General features: G+C 59.3%; 15 protein-coding genes, 4 tRNA genes and 1 pseudogene. 11 read left to right on the forward strand and 9 right to left on the reverse strand.

Annotated features, from left to right (window positions below; all coding sequences use genetic code 11):
• The first annotated feature begins 20 nt into the window (after positions 1-20).
• Entirely contained in the window at positions 21-1784 is a 1764-nt protein-coding gene (locus tag BFQ04_RS12595) for a bifunctional diguanylate cyclase/phosphodiesterase (RefSeq protein ID WP_065951115.1), read from the forward strand.
• On the opposite strand, the gene BFQ04_RS12600 is transcribed toward BFQ04_RS12595, so the two are convergent.
• From BFQ04_RS12600 to BFQ04_RS12610, 3 genes are all read right to left on the reverse strand, one after another.
• Positions 1781-2152: a hypothetical protein gene (locus tag BFQ04_RS12600; protein ID WP_005786715.1), complete on the reverse strand. Its 372-nt coding sequence runs from the start codon at positions 2150-2152 to the stop codon at positions 1781-1783. The two genes, BFQ04_RS12595 and BFQ04_RS12600, sit on opposite strands and share 4 nt — an antisense overlap.
• Complete coding sequence (locus tag BFQ04_RS12605) at positions 2149-2487, reverse strand: helix-turn-helix domain-containing protein (RefSeq protein WP_065951116.1); 339 nt, start codon at positions 2485-2487, stop codon at positions 2149-2151. The genes BFQ04_RS12600 and BFQ04_RS12605 overlap by 4 nt, the downstream gene beginning before the upstream one ends.
• Positions 2488-2594: 107 nt before the next feature.
• A complete protein-coding gene (locus BFQ04_RS12610) occupies positions 2595-3050 on the reverse strand; it encodes a YkvA family protein (protein ID WP_065932250.1) in 456 nt (151 codons plus the stop codon).
• Between the two features lie 605 nt (positions 3051-3655).
• On the opposite strand from BFQ04_RS12610, the pseudogene BFQ04_RS12615 reads away from it, so the two are divergent.
• Positions 3656-4671 (forward strand): annotated as a pseudogene (locus BFQ04_RS12615) (IS110 family transposase).
• Between the two features lie 543 nt (positions 4672-5214).
• On the opposite strand, the gene BFQ04_RS12620 reads toward BFQ04_RS12615, so the two are convergent.
• Positions 5215-5964, reverse strand: a complete 750-nt coding sequence (locus tag BFQ04_RS12620; protein ID WP_065951117.1) for an FKBP-type peptidyl-prolyl cis-trans isomerase — start codon at positions 5962-5964, stop codon at positions 5215-5217.
• A 246-nt stretch (positions 5965-6210) separates the two neighbouring features.
• Between BFQ04_RS12620 and BFQ04_RS12625 the strand changes: the two genes are divergently transcribed.
• From BFQ04_RS12625 to BFQ04_RS12635, 3 genes are all read left to right on the forward strand, one after another.
• Complete coding sequence (locus tag BFQ04_RS12625; RefSeq protein WP_065951118.1) at positions 6211-8019, forward strand: di-heme-cytochrome C peroxidase; 1809 nt, start codon at positions 6211-6213, stop codon at positions 8017-8019.
• Complete coding sequence (locus tag BFQ04_RS12630) at positions 8016-9182, forward strand: catalase family protein (RefSeq protein ID WP_065951119.1); 1167 nt, start codon at positions 8016-8018, stop codon at positions 9180-9182. Before BFQ04_RS12625 ends, BFQ04_RS12630 begins: the two co-directional genes overlap by 4 nt.
• 76 nt (positions 9183-9258) lie before the next feature.
• A complete protein-coding gene (locus BFQ04_RS12635) occupies positions 9259-10062 on the forward strand; it encodes a GNAT family N-acetyltransferase (RefSeq protein WP_175413281.1) in 804 nt (267 codons plus the stop codon).
• A 192-nt stretch (positions 10063-10254) separates the two neighbouring features.
• On the opposite strand, the gene BFQ04_RS12640 is transcribed toward BFQ04_RS12635, so the two are convergent.
• On the reverse strand, positions 10255-10755 hold the full coding sequence (locus BFQ04_RS12640) for an Lrp/AsnC family transcriptional regulator (protein ID WP_065888210.1): 501 nt from the start codon (positions 10753-10755) through the stop codon (positions 10255-10257).
• A gap of 119 nt (positions 10756-10874) precedes the next feature.
• Between BFQ04_RS12640 and BFQ04_RS12645 the strand changes: the two genes are divergently transcribed.
• The 3 genes from BFQ04_RS12645 to BFQ04_RS12655 all read left to right on the forward strand — a co-directional run bounded on the left by BFQ04_RS12645 (position 10875) and on the right by BFQ04_RS12655 (position 14574).
• Complete coding sequence (locus BFQ04_RS12645) at positions 10875-11909, forward strand: histone deacetylase family protein (protein WP_065951121.1); 1035 nt, start codon at positions 10875-10877, stop codon at positions 11907-11909.
• Positions 11910-11957: 48 nt separating this feature from the next.
• Entirely contained in the window at positions 11958-13010 is a 1053-nt protein-coding gene (locus tag BFQ04_RS12650; protein WP_065951122.1) for an ornithine cyclodeaminase, read from the forward strand.
• A 148-nt stretch (positions 13011-13158) separates the two neighbouring features.
• Positions 13159-14574 carry an amino acid permease gene (locus tag BFQ04_RS12655; RefSeq protein ID WP_065951123.1) on the forward strand — a complete coding sequence of 472 codons (1416 nt, stop codon included), beginning with the start codon at positions 13159-13161 and terminating at the stop codon, positions 14572-14574.
• Between the two features lie 153 nt (positions 14575-14727).
• Here the strand turns inward: BFQ04_RS12655 and BFQ04_RS12660 are convergent.
• The 4 genes from BFQ04_RS12660 to BFQ04_RS12675 form a co-directional block, all read right to left on the reverse strand.
• Positions 14728-14804: transfer RNA gene (locus BFQ04_RS12660), tRNA-Asp, on the reverse strand.
• 19 nt (positions 14805-14823) lie between these two features.
• Positions 14824-14899, reverse strand: a tRNA-Val gene (locus BFQ04_RS12665).
• Between the two features lie 177 nt (positions 14900-15076).
• A tRNA-Asp gene (locus BFQ04_RS12670) sits at positions 15077-15153 on the reverse strand.
• Positions 15154-15172: 19 nt separating this feature from the next.
• Positions 15173-15248 (reverse strand) — tRNA-Val (locus tag BFQ04_RS12675).
• Positions 15249-15407: 159 nt separating this feature from the next.
• On the opposite strand from BFQ04_RS12675, the gene rdgC reads away from it, so the two are divergent.
• The 3 genes from rdgC to sugE all read left to right on the forward strand — a co-directional run bounded on the left by rdgC (position 15408) and on the right by sugE (position 17870).
• Positions 15408-16328, forward strand: coding sequence for a recombination-associated protein RdgC (gene rdgC, locus BFQ04_RS12680; RefSeq protein ID WP_065893686.1), 921 nt, complete (start codon positions 15408-15410; stop codon positions 16326-16328).
• A gap of 156 nt (positions 16329-16484) precedes the next feature.
• The gene (locus BFQ04_RS12685) at positions 16485-17450 is read left to right on the forward strand and encodes a bile acid:sodium symporter family protein (RefSeq protein ID WP_065951124.1); all 966 of its coding nucleotides are present in this window, start codon (positions 16485-16487) and stop codon (positions 17448-17450) included.
• Positions 17451-17555: 105 nt separating this feature from the next.
• Positions 17556-17870, forward strand: a complete 315-nt coding sequence (sugE, locus tag BFQ04_RS12690) for a quaternary ammonium compound efflux SMR transporter SugE (RefSeq protein WP_065951125.1) — start codon at positions 17556-17558, stop codon at positions 17868-17870.
• Positions 17871-17901: the final 31 nt, after the last annotated feature.

The raw sequence follows: 17901 nt of genomic DNA on the forward strand, positions 1-17901 counted from the left end.
TTTTTTCGATCGAGATCGCCATGACCATGACCGAACAGCTGAATGCATTGGGCTCTATCCTGGCTCAAGGCAGTTTGCACAGCCTGTTCCAACCGATCATTTGCCTGTCTGAACGCCAGGTCCTCGGCTACGAGGCCCTCAGCCGCGGCCCTTCCAACAGCCCGTTGCACTCCCCCGTCGCCCTGTTCTCCATCGCCAGCCATGCCGGGCGCCTGAGCGAACTGGAAATGGCGTGCCGTGAAAGTGCATGCCGGCGCTTCAGCGAGCAGAAACTGCCGGGCAAGCTGTTTCTCAATATCTCGCCGGAATCCCTGGTGGAGACGGCGCACCAACCGGGGCGCACGCTGCAACTGCTGCGCAAGTTCGGTATTCCCCCCAGCCAGGTGGTGATCGAACTCACCGAGCAGACGCCCACCGATGATTTCAAGCTGTTGCAGACCGCCTTGCATCACTATCGCGACATGGGCTTTGCCATTGCCCTGGATGACCTGGGCGCCGGTTACTCCAGCCTGCGGTTGTGGTCGGAGCTACGCCCTGATTATGTGAAGATCGACCGCCACTTTATCGACGGTATCCACCAGGACGCCCTCAAACGCGAATTTGTCGGCTCGATCATGCAGATCGCCAAGGCCTCACGGGCCCAAGTGATCGCCGAAGGCATTGAACTGCCGGAAGAGTTGGCGGTGTTGACGGAAATGGGCGTGGACCTGGTCCAGGGCTACCTGCTCTGCCGTCCCCAGGAACATCCACCGCAGCAAGCTCGCCTGATGCTGCCCAAGCCGGACCACGCCAATATCGCCCTGAATGAAGAAGCCAGTGACCTCAGCGCGCTGCTCATTGAACAGCCGGCGGTGGATCAAGACACGGCAACCGCCCAGGTGCTCGAAGCATTCCGGCGCCAGGCCAACCTGAACTCACTGGCGGTGCTCGATACCCGCGGCCACCCGGTGGGCATCGTGCATCGACACTCGCTGTCGGACGCGCTGCTCAAACCCTTCGCGACCGACCTGTTCGCACGCAAGCCGATCAGCCGCCTGATGAACGATGACTTTCTGGCCGTAGAGTTGAGCCAGTCCCTGCAACAGGTCAGCCGCTTGCTCACCAGCCGCGCGCGGCAACGCATCGAAGAAGATTTCATCATTACCTTGAATGGCGATTATCTGGGCCTGGGCCGGGTCATCGATGTGCTCAAACTGATCACCGAGCTGAAAATCCAGCAGGCGCGCTACGCCAACCCGCTCACCCTGCTACCGGGCAACGTGCCGATCCAGCAGTGCCTGACGCGCCTGCTGCAGCAACAGCGTGAATCGGTGATCTGTTACGTGGATATCGACAGCTTCAAGCCCTTCAACGATATCTATGGTTATGGGCGCGGTGACGAGGTGCTGTTGTGCCTGGCACAGTGCCTGAACGACCGGGTCGATCCCAGTCGCGACTTTGTCGGGCATATCGGTGGCGATGACTTTCTGCTGGTGCTGGGCCCACAGGACTGGCGCAAACGGCTCAATCAACTGCTGGACGACTTTCACACCCAATGCCGACGCTTCTACCGCGCCGAGCACCTCGACGCCGGCTGCTTCACCGCACTCAACCGCCAGGGCGTGCGCCAGGAGTTCGCCCTGCTTTCACTGTCGATTGGCGTGGTGCATTTGTATCCACAGGCCTGTGCACAACTCGATGCCAGCCAATTGGCAGAGCTGGCGTCGCAGGCCAAGCACCATGCCAAGGACATCGCCGGCTACAGCATCCACGTGATCGACAGCCTGGACCTGCTGTCGGCTTAAGCCTCGGCGGACTCGGGATACTCGTATTCAAACACCCGCACCACCTCCGAAGCGTGCCAGGAAGCGGCGGCCACGCCGTCGGAAGGCCCGCTGAAACGCCCCAGGCGCTCCACGCATTCAAAGAACCCCGTGCGCGGCAGGCGGCTGGCACCCTGGCTGATCACCAGGGAACTGCGCAGCGGCTGCTCGGCCTTGGCGTCCAGCGCCGCCAGGTGCTCCAGGGCGGCGGCCAGCGTCTGCATCGCCGGCGTCGGAAATTGCAGGCGCTCGAGCAGCGCACGGTAGGTCAGCAGATGGCGCTGGCGGCGCGCCTGGTCCAGTTCGTTGAGTAATCCATCCCAATGTTGACGGCTGATACGTAGGCTCAAGATTCATCCCTCCAACCTGCAACGCCCAATTCCCAGGCCAGGCTGCGGCGAATGGCGGCATCCGGCTGGCGTTCACCACTTTCGATCAAACCAAGATACGAGGGGCTGATACCCACTGTGCGCGCCAGGGTTTCGATGGCCAGGCCCTTGGCCTCGCGCAGGCCGCGCAGGGCTGCGAGCGGGCGCAGTTGCTGGTCGGTGGCAATCGGTGCGGCAGAGGAAGAAGCCAGTGTGGGTTGTGACTGACCGGCCGCTTTTAGCAGCGCCTGGTACTGGTCCCATGGCAACACCGCATATTCGGGTTCGCCATCGCGTGAAATGATCTGAATATCCATGACTGCCCCGTAGGATAAAAACACTTACCAAGTAAGTTATTTCCTTACTCCTTCCTTGGAAGTGTAATCCTAACAGCCACGGAGGTCGCAGTGGATAGCCAAAAGCATTAGTTTTTTTGCGGGTTTTCCTGGGCGAGCAACTCGGGTGTGGCCGGCAGGCGCTCGACCACGGCCAGCTTTTCAGGCCGTTGCGCATCGCGCCAGGCGCGAAATGCGCTGAGCTCACCGCTCAGGGTCTTCATGACCCACGCCAGCACGGCGATATCATCGAACATGCCGAACATGGGAATAAAATCCGGAATCGCGTCAATCGGACTGAGGAAGTACATCAGCCCCGCCACCACCGAAATCAGCGCCTTGGGGCTGATTGCCCGATACTCGCCGCGCCAGTAGGCCAGGCACAGGGCCTGGAGCAGCTTGAGGTCATCCTTGAGCTGGCCCAACCGATTACCCTGGCTCGAACCTTTGGCCGCGACAGCAAACAGCAGGGTCGGCAGACGGCCACGCCCCAGCAAGCGCGCGGCTATGGGCAGGAAACGGGTGAAATTGAAGGGTGGTTTCATGTGTCACTCCAGTTCCATACGACAGAAAGGTTATCCACACAAATTGTGGATAACCTTGTGAACAGAGCCTTTTTTCCTGGCTGAAAGCCACGGACTACAAGGCTTGCAGTCAGATCGGGCGTTTTTTGCGCACATCAGAAAATCCCAATATTTCATTGACTTGGCAGGTCTGTGCGGCTACCCGTGTTCGAGTCTTATATCAGACTGTGTCAAGTTGGGGACGTTCGTTCGGATTTGCAGAGGCTTGAATGTGACAGCTGGCGCGCCTGCAGTAGCCTACCTCCAGAGCCCCCAACCGTAACCACGATGCGAAGCGAGCCGCTCTTGATCTTGATCTTGATCTGCTTTTGATCTTAGGCGCCCCGTTAACCACGCTGGCCGAACGCAGGCTTGAATCCGTGGGTAACCCGGCAGGACGCCGGGTTAGCCGCCCGCGCCATGGATGGCGCGTGGCGGCGGCCCACGGATTCAAGCCTGCGTTCGGGCACACCGAGCCTAGGCGAGGTGCCGAGTGGTGGGGCAAGAGCCCTAATGAGATGGTCAGCCCGGCGAGAACCTCAGGTCTACACTACTGAGGTTCTCACTTTTCCTGAGGAGGCTTTCTCATGAACAGCGTAACGATTCTAGGCATCGACATTGGCAAAAATAGCTTCCACTTGCACGGCCAAAACGCACAAGGCCATCAGGTATTACGCAAGAAGCTTAATCGCCGACAGTTGCTGCCATTACTTGCACAAATGCCACCTTGCAAAGTCGCCATGGAGTCCTGTGGGGTTCACAGTTTCTTGCCAGAGAAATCACCAAGCTCGGTCATCAAGTCCAACTGATTGCGCCACAGCATGTGAAAGCTTACGTCACAGGCAACAAGAACGACTTCATTGATGCCGAGGCTATTTGCGAAGCCGCATCACGTCCCAGAACGCGATCTGTACAGGTGAAATCGGTTGACCAGCAGGTGCTGTCGACCGTGCATAAACTGCGTAAATCACTGGTGAGTCGACGCACCGGGGTGATCAACCAAGTGCACGGATTCTTACTTGAGTTTGGCGTTATCTTTCCCACCGGCTATGCCGCGTTGGAGCGGGTTCCTGCATTGATGGAAGAGCACAATCTACCTCTGCTCCTGCAGCAGGCCATTAGTCGGATGCTTGATGACATTCGTCAATTGACCAGCGAAATCAAAGCGTTGGATACCGAGATCAAGCAGCAAGTAAATGGGAGTGACGCCGGCAAAAGATTACAGAGCATCCCCGGCATCGGCCCCCTCATCGCTAGCGCGCTGGTGGCCGATGTCGGGGACGCTTCGATATATAAATCGTCCCGAGATTTTTCGGCTTCGCTGGGATTGGTGCCACGGCAATACTCGACCGGAGGCCAAACCACACTGTTGGGCATAAGCAAGCGGGGCGATAAGTATTTGCGAACCTTGTTGATGCAAGGTGCCCAAACCCTGCTTTACCGAATTGATAAACGAAACGATGCCCTTGGAGTCTGGGCTAGAAACCTATTGGCCCGAAAACCACTCAACAAAGTTGCCTGTGCACTGGCTAATAAAATGGCCAGGATTGTCTGGGCGCTATTGACCAAAGGCGGCACCTACAACGGGCATGCCACCGCGTAATCCTGTTTTACCACCAGCTTTTGCGACGTCAGTAATTGATGGCGATAAACGGCAGATACCCTGGCTGAGAACCTGGTAAGCAAAATAGCTTTCTAAGCTGAAGCCCTTTTCAGGACAGGCAGGAGCGAATACTCATCAAGGGCCGAGCGTGTACCCGCGCTCACATGGAGCCCGAATACATTAGCGCAAGCCTGATTTACCGTTCATCGTGACTGGATAGCAAAAGGTGGGCTGACCATACATTTGGTTACTTTGGGGCTTTTCCAAAGTGACCCGCCGTAAGGGCGGAACCGATAGCAGCCGTGACCGCAAAAACGGATATGTACCCGGTCTGCTCCAGCATCCTGGTCGGCCCAGAGGCCGCCATCGGGGCCAAGCCCCCTCCCACATCTAGATCTCAGAACATCAGGTAGATAGGGCTCTGGCTGTCAGGCCGTTATGGCTGGCAAGCCCCCTCCCACAGAAAATGTTGCATCGTTTGAGCACGCCCGAAAACAACAACGCCCCGTCGAGACGGGGCGTTGTCGTTGGTTGCAGCGCCGATTACTTCTTGGCGGCAGGTGCAGCAGGTGCAGCAGCTGCGTCAGCGGCTTCAGCCTTGGCTGGGTCCTTGATGGCCAGCAGTTCCAGGTCGAATACCAGCACGGAGTTAGCTGGAATCGCCGGGCTCGGGCTCTGGGCGCCGTAAGCCAGGTCGGACGGAATATACAACTCGACCTTCTCGCCCACGTGCATCAGTTGCAGGCCTTCGACCCAACCCGGGATCACACCGCTGACCGGCAGGTCAATCGGGCTGCCACGGTCCACGGAGCTGTCAAAGGTAGTGCCGTTGGTGAGCTTGCCGGTGTAGTGAACAGTCACTACGTCGGTTGGCTTTGGCTGGGCGCCGTCGGCTTTCTTCACGATCTTGTACTGCAGACCGGAAGCGGTGGTGACCACGCCGTCTTTCTTGGCGTTGTCTTCGAGGAATTTCTTGCCGGCCGCTGCCGACTCTTCGCTCATTTTGGTCATGCGTTCTTCAGCGCGCTTTTGCAGTGCGGCAAAGGCTTCAACCAGTTCGTCGTCCTTGAGCTTCTGTTCTTTCTTGCCGACAGCATCTTCAATGCCTTGGGCTACCGCTTTGGAGTCCAGGTCATCCATGCCTTCTTGAGCAAGGCTTTTGCCCATGTTCAGGCCGATGCCGTAGGAAGCTTTCTGCGCCGGGGTTTTCAGCTCTACGCTGGTCTGCGAATCACAACCCGCAAGTACCAGGCTAACCAGGGCCACCGCCGCCGCCAACCGATGCTGTTTCATGCTATTTCCTTGTTCATGCGCCAAAAGGGCATTCGAATAAAGTCGCGAGCTTATCAGGCGGCCACGACCAATGGCTACCGGCATGTGAGCAGGAAACGTCTGATAAGTTCACGTGTTTAAAAGCAATTTCATTCATGATGCAGGTCTGCGACGGATCGTGGGACCTGTCACTCCAGGCTCATGGCCACTTGCCGCCCCCTTGGCGTAGTGGCATAACAACGCCACCCCTCGACAAGGATAGTTAACTTGCGCATTTTTACCCGTGTCCTACTCCTGATCCTCCTGGCACTGGGCCTGATTCTGGCCGTGGTGCTCTATTACACGGTTAACCCCAGGCTGCCGGACTACATGCCCGTGGAGCAGGTGCACTACCAGGACCAATGGAGTGCCGCCGACCGCCAGACCTATTACTTCACGCCCCAGGGTACCCAAGTCAAAGGCCTGCACTACGATTGGTTCACCGCGCTGGAGCTGCCCTTTTCCGAGCGCCGTTTTGCCACGCCGGAGTACCTGGCCCGTTTTGGCTTCCTGGTGGATCCAAAGCAGGCGCCCAGCGCGCAGAACCCCGGCAACCTGCCCGTGGGTTTCGCCCGGCATAAAAACGCCGGCAGCAACGTTGAATACCTGGATATCACCTGCGCCGCCTGCCACACCGGCGAGCTGCACTTCAAAGGCCAGGCCCTGCGTATCGACGGCGGCTCAGCCCAGCATGTGCTGCCATCGAGCGTGCCGACCTTGCGCGGCGGCAGCTTCGGCCAGGCCCTGGTCGCCAGCCTCGCGGCGACTTATTACAACCCGTGGAAATTCGAGCGCTTCGCCCGCCAGGTCCTGGGTGAGCGCTACGACGCCGAGCGCAGCCAACTGCGCGAGGACTTCAAGCAGTCGCTGAACCGCTTCCTCAAGGTCGCCTGGAACGATACCCACCGTGGCCTCTACCCCACCGAAGAAGGGCCGGGCCGCACCGACGCCTTTGGCCGCATCGCCAATGCAAGCTTTGGCGATGCCATTTCCGCGCAAAACTATCGCATCGCCAACGCACCGGTGGATTACCCGCAATTGTGGGACATATGGACCTTCGACTGGGTGCAATGGAACGGTTCGGCCCAGCAACCCATGGCCCGCAACATCGGTGAAGCCCTCGGCGTCGGCGCGACCCTGGACTTCTTCGACAGCGCCGGCCAGCCCCTGCAGGGCGATGCGCGCTACCCTTCCAGCGTACGCGTGCGCGACCTGAACCTGATCGAAGAGACCTTGCAACGCCTCAAGCCACCCACCTGGCCCGAAGACCTGTTCGGCGCCATCGACAAGCCGCTTGCCGCCCAGGGTCGTGCACTGTTCGCCGAGAACTGCGCCGGCTGTCACGTGCCCACGGTCACGCAAGAAGGCGGCCGGCCGGTGCAGCAATTGAAGATGCTGCCAGTGGACTACATCGGCACCGACCCCGGCACCGCCAACAACATCGCCGACCAGCGTTACGACCTCAGTGCCCTGCAATGGGACCCGGCGGAGCTGGCCGGGCTCAACGTCCAACTGCACCCCACGCCGACCGAGCCACTGGACCTGAAAAAGATGTCCGTGGCCAAGGGCCTGGCCTACGTCACCGCGTTCGTCGAGGACCACGCCTACCGCGCCGCCGGCGTAAGCCCGGCCGAGCGCCCGCGCCTGGACGGTTACGGCCTGCCCATCGGCGTGCGCGAGTTGCGCGCCTACAAAGCGCGGCCACTGGCTGGGGTCTGGGCGACGCCGCCGTTCCTGCATAACGGTTCGGTGCCGACGATCTACCAGTTGCTCTCGCCCCAGGACGAGCGCAGCACCACCTTCTATAAAGGCACCTTCAACTATGATCCGCGCCATCTCGGCTTTGAGACCGACGCGTTCAAGAATGCCTTTGTGTTCGATACCAAAATCACCGGCAACCACAACAGCGGCCACGAATTCCGTGCCGGCCAGCGTGGCAACGGCGTCATCGGCCGTGGCTTGCTGCCGCAGGAACGCTGGGCGCTGCTGGAATACCTCAAAGTGCTGGGCAGCCCGCTGGAGCAACAACTGCCATGATGATTCGATCCCGCTATGACCAACCCTCCCTGCTCGCCCGCCTCTGGCTGCGCATCGGCAGGTTTCTCGGCAAAACCCTGCTGTGGCTGATGGGTCTGGGCCTGCTCGGTTGGCTCGGCGCCAGCGCCTGGTACGCCTGGCAACACAGCGGCCCGGTGTCGCCGGACGAACAGATTCCGCCCGGTGAAGCCGCCATGACCCAGGGCATCATCCAGACCGCCGTGCGCATTGTCGATCAGCACCGCGAGGGCACGCGCTACCTGCGCGACGCCCACGCCAAGGCCCATGGTTGCGTGAAGGCCGAAGTCAGCGTGCTGGCCGACCTCGATCCGGCATTGCGCCAGGGCGTGTTCGCCACGCCGGGTAAAACCTGGCAGGCGATGATGCGGCTGTCCAACGGCAATGCCTACCCGCAATTCGACAGCATCCGCGATGCCCGCGGCATGGCCATCAAGCTGCTGGACGTACCCGGCAAACAGCTGATGGCCGATCAACAAGCGCGCACCGAGCAGGACTTCGTGATGTTCAGCCACCCGAACTTCTTTGTCAGCGACGTGGCCGAATATGCGCAGAACATCGGGGCCCAGGCGGATGGCAAGAAAGTGCTGGCGTTCTTCCCCAAGGCCGACCCACGCACCTGGCAGATACGCCACCTGTTCATCGCCCTGGCAACCCTCGCACCCGCTCCGGCCAGCCCGACGCAGACCACGTACTTCTCGGTTTCGCCTTACAAGTTCGGTGCGGCCAACGCCAAGTTCCGCGTCGCCCCCGACCCGCAAAGCTGCCCCGAATACGTGTTGCCCAAACAGAACCAGGACCTGCCGAACTTCCTGCGTAGCGCCCTGAACCAGCAGCTCTCCACCGACCGCGTACCGGCGTGCTTCGTGTTGCAGATCCAGCGACAGAACCCGCAGACATTCATGCCCATCGAAGACACCAGCATCGAATGGAGGGAAAGCGACGCGCCTTTTGAAACCGTGGCCAAGGTGCGGGTCCCGGCGCAGGACTTCGACACGCCCGCGCTGAATCTCGCCTGCGACAACCAGTCATTCAACCCCTGGTTCGGCGTGGAAGAACACCGCCCCATTGGCGGCATCAACCGCCTGCGCAAGGCGGTGTACGAAGCAGTCAGCGATTACCGCCACAGCCGCAACGCGCCGTAGGCTCAGTGCCTGCCTGCCAGCAGAGGAAACCGATGTGAGTCCCGCTTACCTGTATCGCCCGGCAACCGCCGCCGACATGCCCGCCGCCCATGCACTCTCCGTGCACCTCAAATGGCCTCACCGCGAGGAAGACTGGGCGATGGTGCAGCGCACATCCGAAGGCTTCGTCGCCGAGCAGGACGGTGTCTTGGCAGGCATCGCATTCGCCTGTCATCAGGGGGCTTATTCGTCCATCGGCCTGGTGATCGTCAGTCATCAGCACCAGAGCAAAGGCATCGGGCGTCGCTTGATGAATCTGTGCCTGGAGGCCGTGGACCCGCGCACGCCGATCCTCAATGCCACCGAGTCAGGCGCGCCGCTGTACGCCAGCATGGGATTCGTCGAATTTGCACGGATTCAGCAACATCAGGGCGTGCCGCAGACGCCGGAGCCCCTGCCCGCGAGCCGCCACGGGCAATGTCGCGTATTGAGCCGAGTCGACTACCCGAAGGTGATCGAACTGGCCAACGCCGGCAGCGGACTGGACCGCACCGGCGTACTCAACGACCTGCTGCCGACGGCCGAGCATGTGGTGGGCATCGAGGTAGAGGGGCACCTGCAGGGATGCGCCATGCTCCGCCAATTTGGTCGCGGCCACCTCATTGGCCCCGTCGTCGCGCACCACCCGGAGCAGGCCCGACACTTGATCACGCACCTTCTTCGGTTGATCCCGGGCGCGTTCGTGCGCTTCGATATTCCCAGCGCATGCGGGTTGGCCGACTGGCTGGAGAACCTCGGGCTGCCGTGCGTGGATAACGCGCCACGGATGGTGCGGGGTGTACCGCCCCAATCAAGCGCCGGGGTCACCGAGTTTGCGCTGGTGACCCAGGCGATCGGCTAATGAATGCCCGCTCGCCGGCGCGTGCAATCGTGCCCTCTTCACAGACCAGAATGAACAAGTGCAAGGATAAGTGATCCAGGTGCTGCGTGACGCCCCTCCCGTTGCAATGTGACGCGAACCGAACGCTGCCTTTGCCTTCAATTTCCCCGATTGCTCTACTGCACACCGAGCGTAGTGCGGTGCCCATCCCGATTAACCCTTGCTCAATTTGGGTATGGCAATGCGACTACCGGTCTTGATTTCACGCAATGCCAGACTCGATTGAATAGACGCAATACCGACCTGGCGCCTCAGCACTTGCTCGATAAAGTCGCTATAGCTGTCGAGGTCCTCTGCCAACACTTGAAGCACGTAATCGGCGTCTCCGGTGATCTTGTGGCAGGCCAATACTTGCGGCAATTGCGCAATCACTGCCTCGAAGGCGTCCGGCGCGTGATCGGCATGGGTGGAAAAGCGGATGTGCACGAATGCCATGATATCCAGCCCGAGCATTCTTCGATCCAGCGTTGCCTGATAACCCTTTATCACGCCCGCCTCTTCCATTCTCTTGCGCCGTCGCCAGCAAGGCGTGAGGCTCAATGAAAGCCGCTCACTGAGTTCGGCATTGGAAATACTCGCGTCCTCCTGCAACAACTCAAGAATGGCCAGATCGGTCTCGTCGAGGCTGATGCGCCTGGATATATTTTTCTTCATTACGCTGTTCCTGAGTTAAATCTCCCGATAAATATGCATAAACACGAAAACAAAGCAAAGAAATCGCGTCCTGACCAGAACAGAATATTTGCACTGGCTCACATTAACGGATGCGCAGAATGTTTACAGTTTTCAGTGATTCCCACCGTCTGCACCATGGCACCGAGTTGAAGGATGGCGTGCTCAAGCCGTCGTTCGAGCAGCCCAGTCGGGCCGACACCGTTCACGACCGTGTCAAGCAAACAGGCCTTGGCCGGGTAGTCGAACCGCGCGTGTTTGACCGCTCGTGTTACGTCAACGCGCACAGCGAGCGCTACGTGAGCTTCCTGGAAAGCGCCTGGTCGCAGTGGTGCGCCACAGGGCGCACCCATGATGCCCTGCCACTGGTATGGCCTGTACGTGACTTGGCCAACGATCAAGTGCCAACGTTCATTGACGGCAAACTGGGCTTCTATGCAATGGATGCCGGCTCGCCGATCACCGCCACGACCTGGCAGGCAGTCAAGACCAGTGCCGATATCGCCCTGACGGGCCTGGCACTGATCGATGAAGGCCACGACAGTGCCTTTGCCCTGTGTCGTCCGCCGGGCCATCACGCGGCGCGTGAGTACATGGGGGGCTACTGCTATCTCAACAATGCGGCCATTGCTGCACAGCAGGCAATCACTCAGGGCGCCAAACGTGTCGCGGTACTCGACGTCGACTTTCATCACGGCAACGGTACCCAGAACATTTTTTACCAGCGCAATGACGTCATGTTCATCTCGCTGCACGGCGAGCCGGCCGTGTCCTATCCCTACTATTCGGGGTTCAGCGGTGAAACCGGCGCGGGCCACGGCGAAGGGTTCAACTTCAACTACCCATTGCCGAAAAACACCGCCTGGGAAAACTACCGCGACGCCCTGCTTCATGCCTGCAGGAAGCTTCAGCAATTCGCGCCAGAAGTATTGGTGATCTCACTGGGCGTCGACACCTTCAAGGACGACCCGATCAGTCACTTCCTGCTGGAAAGCGCGGACTTCATCGGGATCGGCGAGCTGATAGCGAGTGTGGGTTGCCCCACCCTCTTCGTGATGGAAGGCGGCTACATGGTCGATGAAATCGGCATCAATGCGGTGAACGTACTGCATGGTTTCGAGAGCAAACGCGCCTGATCCCCCACGAATCTACAACGTGTAACTGGACAGATTGGAGAATAAAAAATGACGCTCTTCCTGGATGTCGATGATGCCGCACGCCTGTTCGCCAAGGTTGGCATCCGCCGGGCAATCCGTGAGATGGCCACCTACATCGAAGCAGACTATTTACGCTGGGCGCAGTTTGACAAGTCGCCGCGCACGGCCAATCACTGCGCAAATGGTGTGATCGAGCTGATGCCTACCGATGATGGCAAGCAGTATTCCTTCAAGTACGTGAATGGCCATCCGGACAATGGTCAGCAGAACCTGCTGACGGTGATGGCATTCGGTCTGCTGGCCGATGTCCACAGTGGCTATCCGACCCTGCTCAGCGAGCTGACACTGACCACCGCCGTTCGTACCGCTGCAACCTCGGCACTGGTCGCGCGTGCGCTTGCCCGTACTGGGGCAACCTCGATGGCCCTCATTGGCAACGGCGCTCAAAGCGAGTTTCAGGCGCTGGCCTTCCATGAAATGCTGGGCATCAACGAAATTCGCATCTTCGATATCGATCGCGATGCCTCACTCAAGCTGCTGCGCAACCTGGCGGCTTTCCCGACGATCAACGTGATTCACGCCGACTCCGTACAGGAAGCGGTCAAGGGCGCGGACATTGTTACCACCGTTACCGCCGACAAGGCCTACGCAACGATCCTGACCCCCGAGATGATGGAGCCCGGTATGCATATCAATGCCGTCGGCGGCGACTGCCCGGGCAAGACTGAACTGCACGCCGACATCCTGCGCAACGCTCGGGTCATCGTGGAGTTTGAACCTCAAACGCGGATTGAAGGTGATATTCAGCAACTGGAGGCCGACTCACCCGTCATCGAGTTTTTCCGGATTGCGCAAGGCGACATCCAGGGACGCGAGAGCGATGAACAGGTGACGGTATTCGATTCCGTAGGCTTTGCCCTGGAGGATTTCTCGTCGCTTCGCTACCTGCAGGCGATGGCGCACGAACATCAAGTCGGCCGGCACATCCACCTGGTACCCACGCCTGAAAATATAAAAAACCTGTTCCAGATGCTTGATCAGCAACCGACCAACGCCGCCCATCTGCGCACGGCCAGTTGACCTGCGAGTGACGCCCCAAGGCATCTGCAGCGGGCCGTCACTGCCCAAAAATAAAACAACACCGTCACCCGCCATTGCCTCCTGACAGTGGCGCTGGGTATCCATTTTTCTGCCAAAACTCAAAAACATAAGATCAAGAGGTTTTGAAATGAAATCGAATTCATCACAGCGGGCTGAGCAGCCTGCGCTGCAGCGCACGCTCAGCAATCGTCACATCCAGTTAATGGCCATGGGCGGCGCCATTGGCACGGGTTTGTTCATGGGCTCCGGAAAGATCATCGCCCTCTCCGGCACCTCGATCATCCTCATCTACATGATCATCGGCCTGTTCGTTTATTTCGTCATGCGCGCCATGGGCGAAATGCTGCTATCGAATTTGAATTTCAAGACCTTTGCGGATTTCGCCGGCGCTTACCTGGGGCCTCGCGCCGCATTTTTTCTCGGATGGTCGTATTGGCTGAGCTGGAGCGTTGCAGTGATCGGCGATGCCGTCGTCGTCGGAGGCTTTTTCCAGTACTGGTTCCCCGATCTGCCTGCCTGGATACCGGCTATCGGGATGCTGACGACCCTGTTTGCCTTGAACGTGCTGACGGTCAGGCTTTTCGGTGAGGTCGAATTCTGGTTCGCGATCATCAAGATCATCGCCGTGGTGACGCTGATTGGCGTCAGCCTCGTGATGATTGCCAGCTCGTTCGTATCCCCCAGTGGCGTTACCGCGTCCCTGGGCCATCTGGTGGATAAGCAGGCTGCATTCCCTAATGGCTTGCTGGGTTTTTTCGCCGGTTTTCAGATGGCGATATTCTCCTTTGCCGGTACCGAACTGATCGGCACCGCGGCGGCAGAAACCCGGTCGCCGGAGAAGACCCTACCCAAGGCGATCAACTCGATTCCGTTGCGAATCATCCTGTTCTACGTGTTGGCATTGGGCTGCATTATTGCCGTGACGTCCTGGCAGCAGGTTTCACCCGTGAAAAGTCCTTTTGTCGAACTGTTCCTTGTCGCAGGCTTTCCCGCAGCAGCCGGTATCGTGAACTTCGTAGTTCTGACATCCGCCGCTTCATCGGCCAACAGTGGCGTATTCTCATCCAGCCGTATGCTGTTCGGGCTGGCCAATCAAGACAATGCTCCGGGTATTTTTCGGCGGCTATCGGGCAATAGCGTGCCTCTGCTGAGCCTGGCCTTCACTACATCACTGATGCTGATGGGCGTACTGGTGCTGTTTATCGTTCCGCAAGTCATGACAGCATTCACCATCGTTTCCACTGTGTCGGCGGTTCTGGTGATATTCACCTGGTCGACCATCCTCGCCTCTTACATTGCCTATCGCAAAAAGCGTCCTGAGCTTCACGCAAAATCTGCTTACAAGATGCCGGGCGGCGTCCCAATGGCAGGGCTCTCACTGGCTTTTATGGGCTTCGTTCTCTGCCTGCTGGCATTGAGACCTGACACCCGTGTTGCCTTGATGGTCATGCCAGCATGGTTCATATGGCTGGCCATTGCTTATCAGCTGACCCGTAGCAGGAAGCCCAAAACCACAGCGCAATCGGCACGTCAATTCGGTTGAGTTGCGCTAAAGAGGCTTGGCGCAACTTAACTGTCTATTAAAAACCGTGGCTGGAGATGCAATTGCAGCGCAATCTTGCAGACGAAAAAAAGCCCGCTCAATGAGCGGGCTTCTTGTGGCGACCTGGCGTTCAGTGTTCCAGGTTGCCGAATATGGCGCAGCGGACGGGACTCGAACCCGCGACCCCCGGCGTGACAGGCCGGTATTCTAACCGACTGAACTACCGCTGCGCGTAACACATAAAGCGAATGGTGGGTGATGACGGGATCGAACCGCCGACCCTCTGCTTGTAAGGCAGATGCTCTCCCAGCTGAGCTAATCACCCTTCGTTTCGGTGTGGGCGCATCATACACCAAAAAATCGTAATGTCTTGATTTAAATGCACTTTATTTAAAAAAAGTTTACCGCACGACTTTTTGCCATATTTCGGGCAATAAAAAGCCCGCTCAATGAGCGGGCTTTCCGTGGTGACCTGGCGTTCAGCATTCCAGGTTACCGAATATGGCGCAGCGGACGGGACTCGAACCCGCGACCCCCGGCGTGACAGGCCGGTATTCTAACCGACTGAACTACCGCTGCGCGTAACACATAAAGCGAATGGTGGGTGATGACGGGATCGAACCGCCGACCCTCTGCTTGTAAGGCAGATGCTCTCCCAGCTGAGCTAATCACCCTTCGTTTCGGTGTGGCGCGCATTCTACGGAGCGCTCCGAGGTCTGGCAAGCACTTTCTTAAATCTTTTTTTTCAGCCCTTCCAATGGCTTACGCAGGGTTGGCCTGCGGCGTGATCAAGAGAATAATGCCCCCCTTTGTATAGAGGAGAGACTCACCCCATGTGGTTCAAGAACCTGCTTATCTATCGCCTGACCCAAGATCTGCCTGTTGATGCCGAGGCGTTGGAAGCGGCCATGGCCACCAAACTGGCGCGCCCGTGTGCAAGCCAGGAACTGACCACCTACGGTTTCGTTGCCCCTTTCGGTAAAGGTGAAGACGCGCCCCTGGTCCACGTCAGCGGGGATTTTTTACTGATCGCCGCGCGCAAGGAAGAACGCATCCTGCCGGGCAGCGTGGTACGGGACGCGGTTAAAGAGAAGGTTGAGGAGATCGAGGCCGAGCAGATGCGCAAGGTCTATAAAAAGGAGCGCGACCAGATCAAGGATGAAATCATCCAGGCCTTCCTGCCCCGCGCCTTTATTCGTCGCTCGTCGACCTTCGCCGCCATCGCGCCGAAACAGGGTCTGATCCTGGTCAACTCGGCCAGCCCGAAACGCGCGGAAGACCTGCTCTCCACCCTGCGCGAAGTGATCGGCACCCTGCCCGTACGCCCGCTGACCGTCAAAACCGCACCGACGGCGATCATGACCGACTGGGTCACCACCCAGAAACCGGCGGCCGACTTCTTCGTGCTCGACGAATGCGAACTGCGCGACACCCACGAAGACGGCGGGATCGTGCGCTGCAAGCGCCAGGACCTGACCGGCGAAGAAATCCAGCTGCACCTGACCACCGGCAAAGTCGTGACCCAATTGTCCCTGGCCTGGCAGGACAAGCTGTCCTTCATGCTCGACGACAAAATGACCGTCAAGCGCCTGAAGTTCGAAGACTTGCTGCAGGACCAGGCCGAACAGGACGGCGGCGACGAAGCCCTGGGCCAACTGGATGCCAGCTTTACCCTGATGATGCTGACCTTCGGCGAATTCCTGCCGGCGTTGATCGAAGCACTCGGCGGTGAAGAGACCCCACAAGGCATCTAAGCCATGTGAGGCTCTAAAATGTGGGAGGGGGTTTGTCCCCGATAGCGGTGTATCAGTCAAAAATCCATTAGCTGATACACCGCCATCGGGGGCAAGCCCCCTCCCACATTTGATTGCGTTACCACGTCAAAAATCGAACAAGAAAGGACACTTTCCATGCGCGCACTCGCCGCCTTGAGCCGCTTCGTCGGCAATACCTTCGCCTACTGGGTGTTGATCTTTGCCGTCGTCGCATTTCTCCAACCCAGCTGGTTCCTCGGCCTGAAAAGCGCCATCGTCCCACTGCTGGGCCTGGTGATGTTCGGCATGGGCCTGACCTTGAAACTCGAAGACTTCGCCGAGGTCGCCCGCCATCCGTGGCGTGTCGCTCTGGGCGTGGTCGCGCATTTTGTGATCATGCCCGGCGTGGCGTGGTTGTTGTGCCAGGTCTTTCACCTGCCGCCGGAAATCGCCGTTGGCGTGATTCTGGTCGGCTGCTGCCCAAGCGGTACGTCATCCAACGTGATGACCTGGCTGGCCCGTGGCGACCTGGCACTGTCGGTGGCCATCGCCGCCGTCACCACCCTCCTCGCCCCGCTGCTCACCCCGGCGTTGATCTGGCTGCTGGCTTCGGCCTGGCTGCCGGTGTCGTTCATGGAGCTGTTCTGGTCGATCCTGCAGGTGGTGTTGCTGCCAATCGTGCTCGGCGTGCTCGCGCAACGCTTGCTGGGTGATCGGGTGCGTCATGCGGTCGACGTGCTGCCGCTGGTCTCGGTGGTCAGCATCGTGATCATCGTCGCCGCCGTGGTCGCCGCCAGTCAGGCGAAGATTGCCGAGTCAGGCCTGTTGATCATGGCCGTGGTGATGCTGCACAACAGCTTCGGCTACCTGCTCGGCTACTTCACCGGGCGCCTGTTCACGTTGCCATTGGCGCAACGCAAATCCTTGGCGCTGGAAGTGGGCATGCAGAACTCCGGGCTCGGCGCCGCGCTGGCCAGCGCGCACTTCTCGCCACTGGCGGCGGTGCCCAGTGCGCTGTTCAGCGTCTGGCACAATATTTCCGGGGCATTGCTGTCGACTTACTTTCGACGTATGAGCGAGAAGGAAGATCGCCGCGCACTGGAGAACACCCCGCACACTTGATCGAGCGGCCCATGTTCGGCACTCTTAGCCCCTCGCGGGGACGACCTCGCGACGCCAATGCGCGTTGAGTCCGGGGACGACCCCGCCTGAAGAAGCGAGGTCACCATGTCCTGGATCATTCTGTTTTTCGCCGGGTTGTTTGAAGTCGGCTGGGCCGTCGGCCTGAAGTACACCGACGGCTTCAGCAAGCCCCTGCCCACCGCACTGACCATTGCCGCTATGGTTATCAGCCTAGGCCTGCTGGGGCTGGCGGTGAAGGAACTGCCATTGGGCACCGCCTACGCCGTATGGACGGGAGTGGGCGCCGTGGGCACGGTGATCGCCGGGATTATTCTGTTTGGGGAGTCCATGGCGTTGTTCCGGTTGGCCAGTGTGGCGTTGATTATTTGCGGATTGATTGGGCTCAAGATCAGCACGTAACCGCGTAGCGCAGCACCCGCTGCAACTTGCC

The organism is Pseudomonas sp. 37 R 15, from assembly GCF_900004865.1.
GTDB classification, from domain to species: domain Bacteria; phylum Pseudomonadota; class Gammaproteobacteria; order Pseudomonadales; family Pseudomonadaceae; genus Aquipseudomonas; species Aquipseudomonas fluorescens_AM.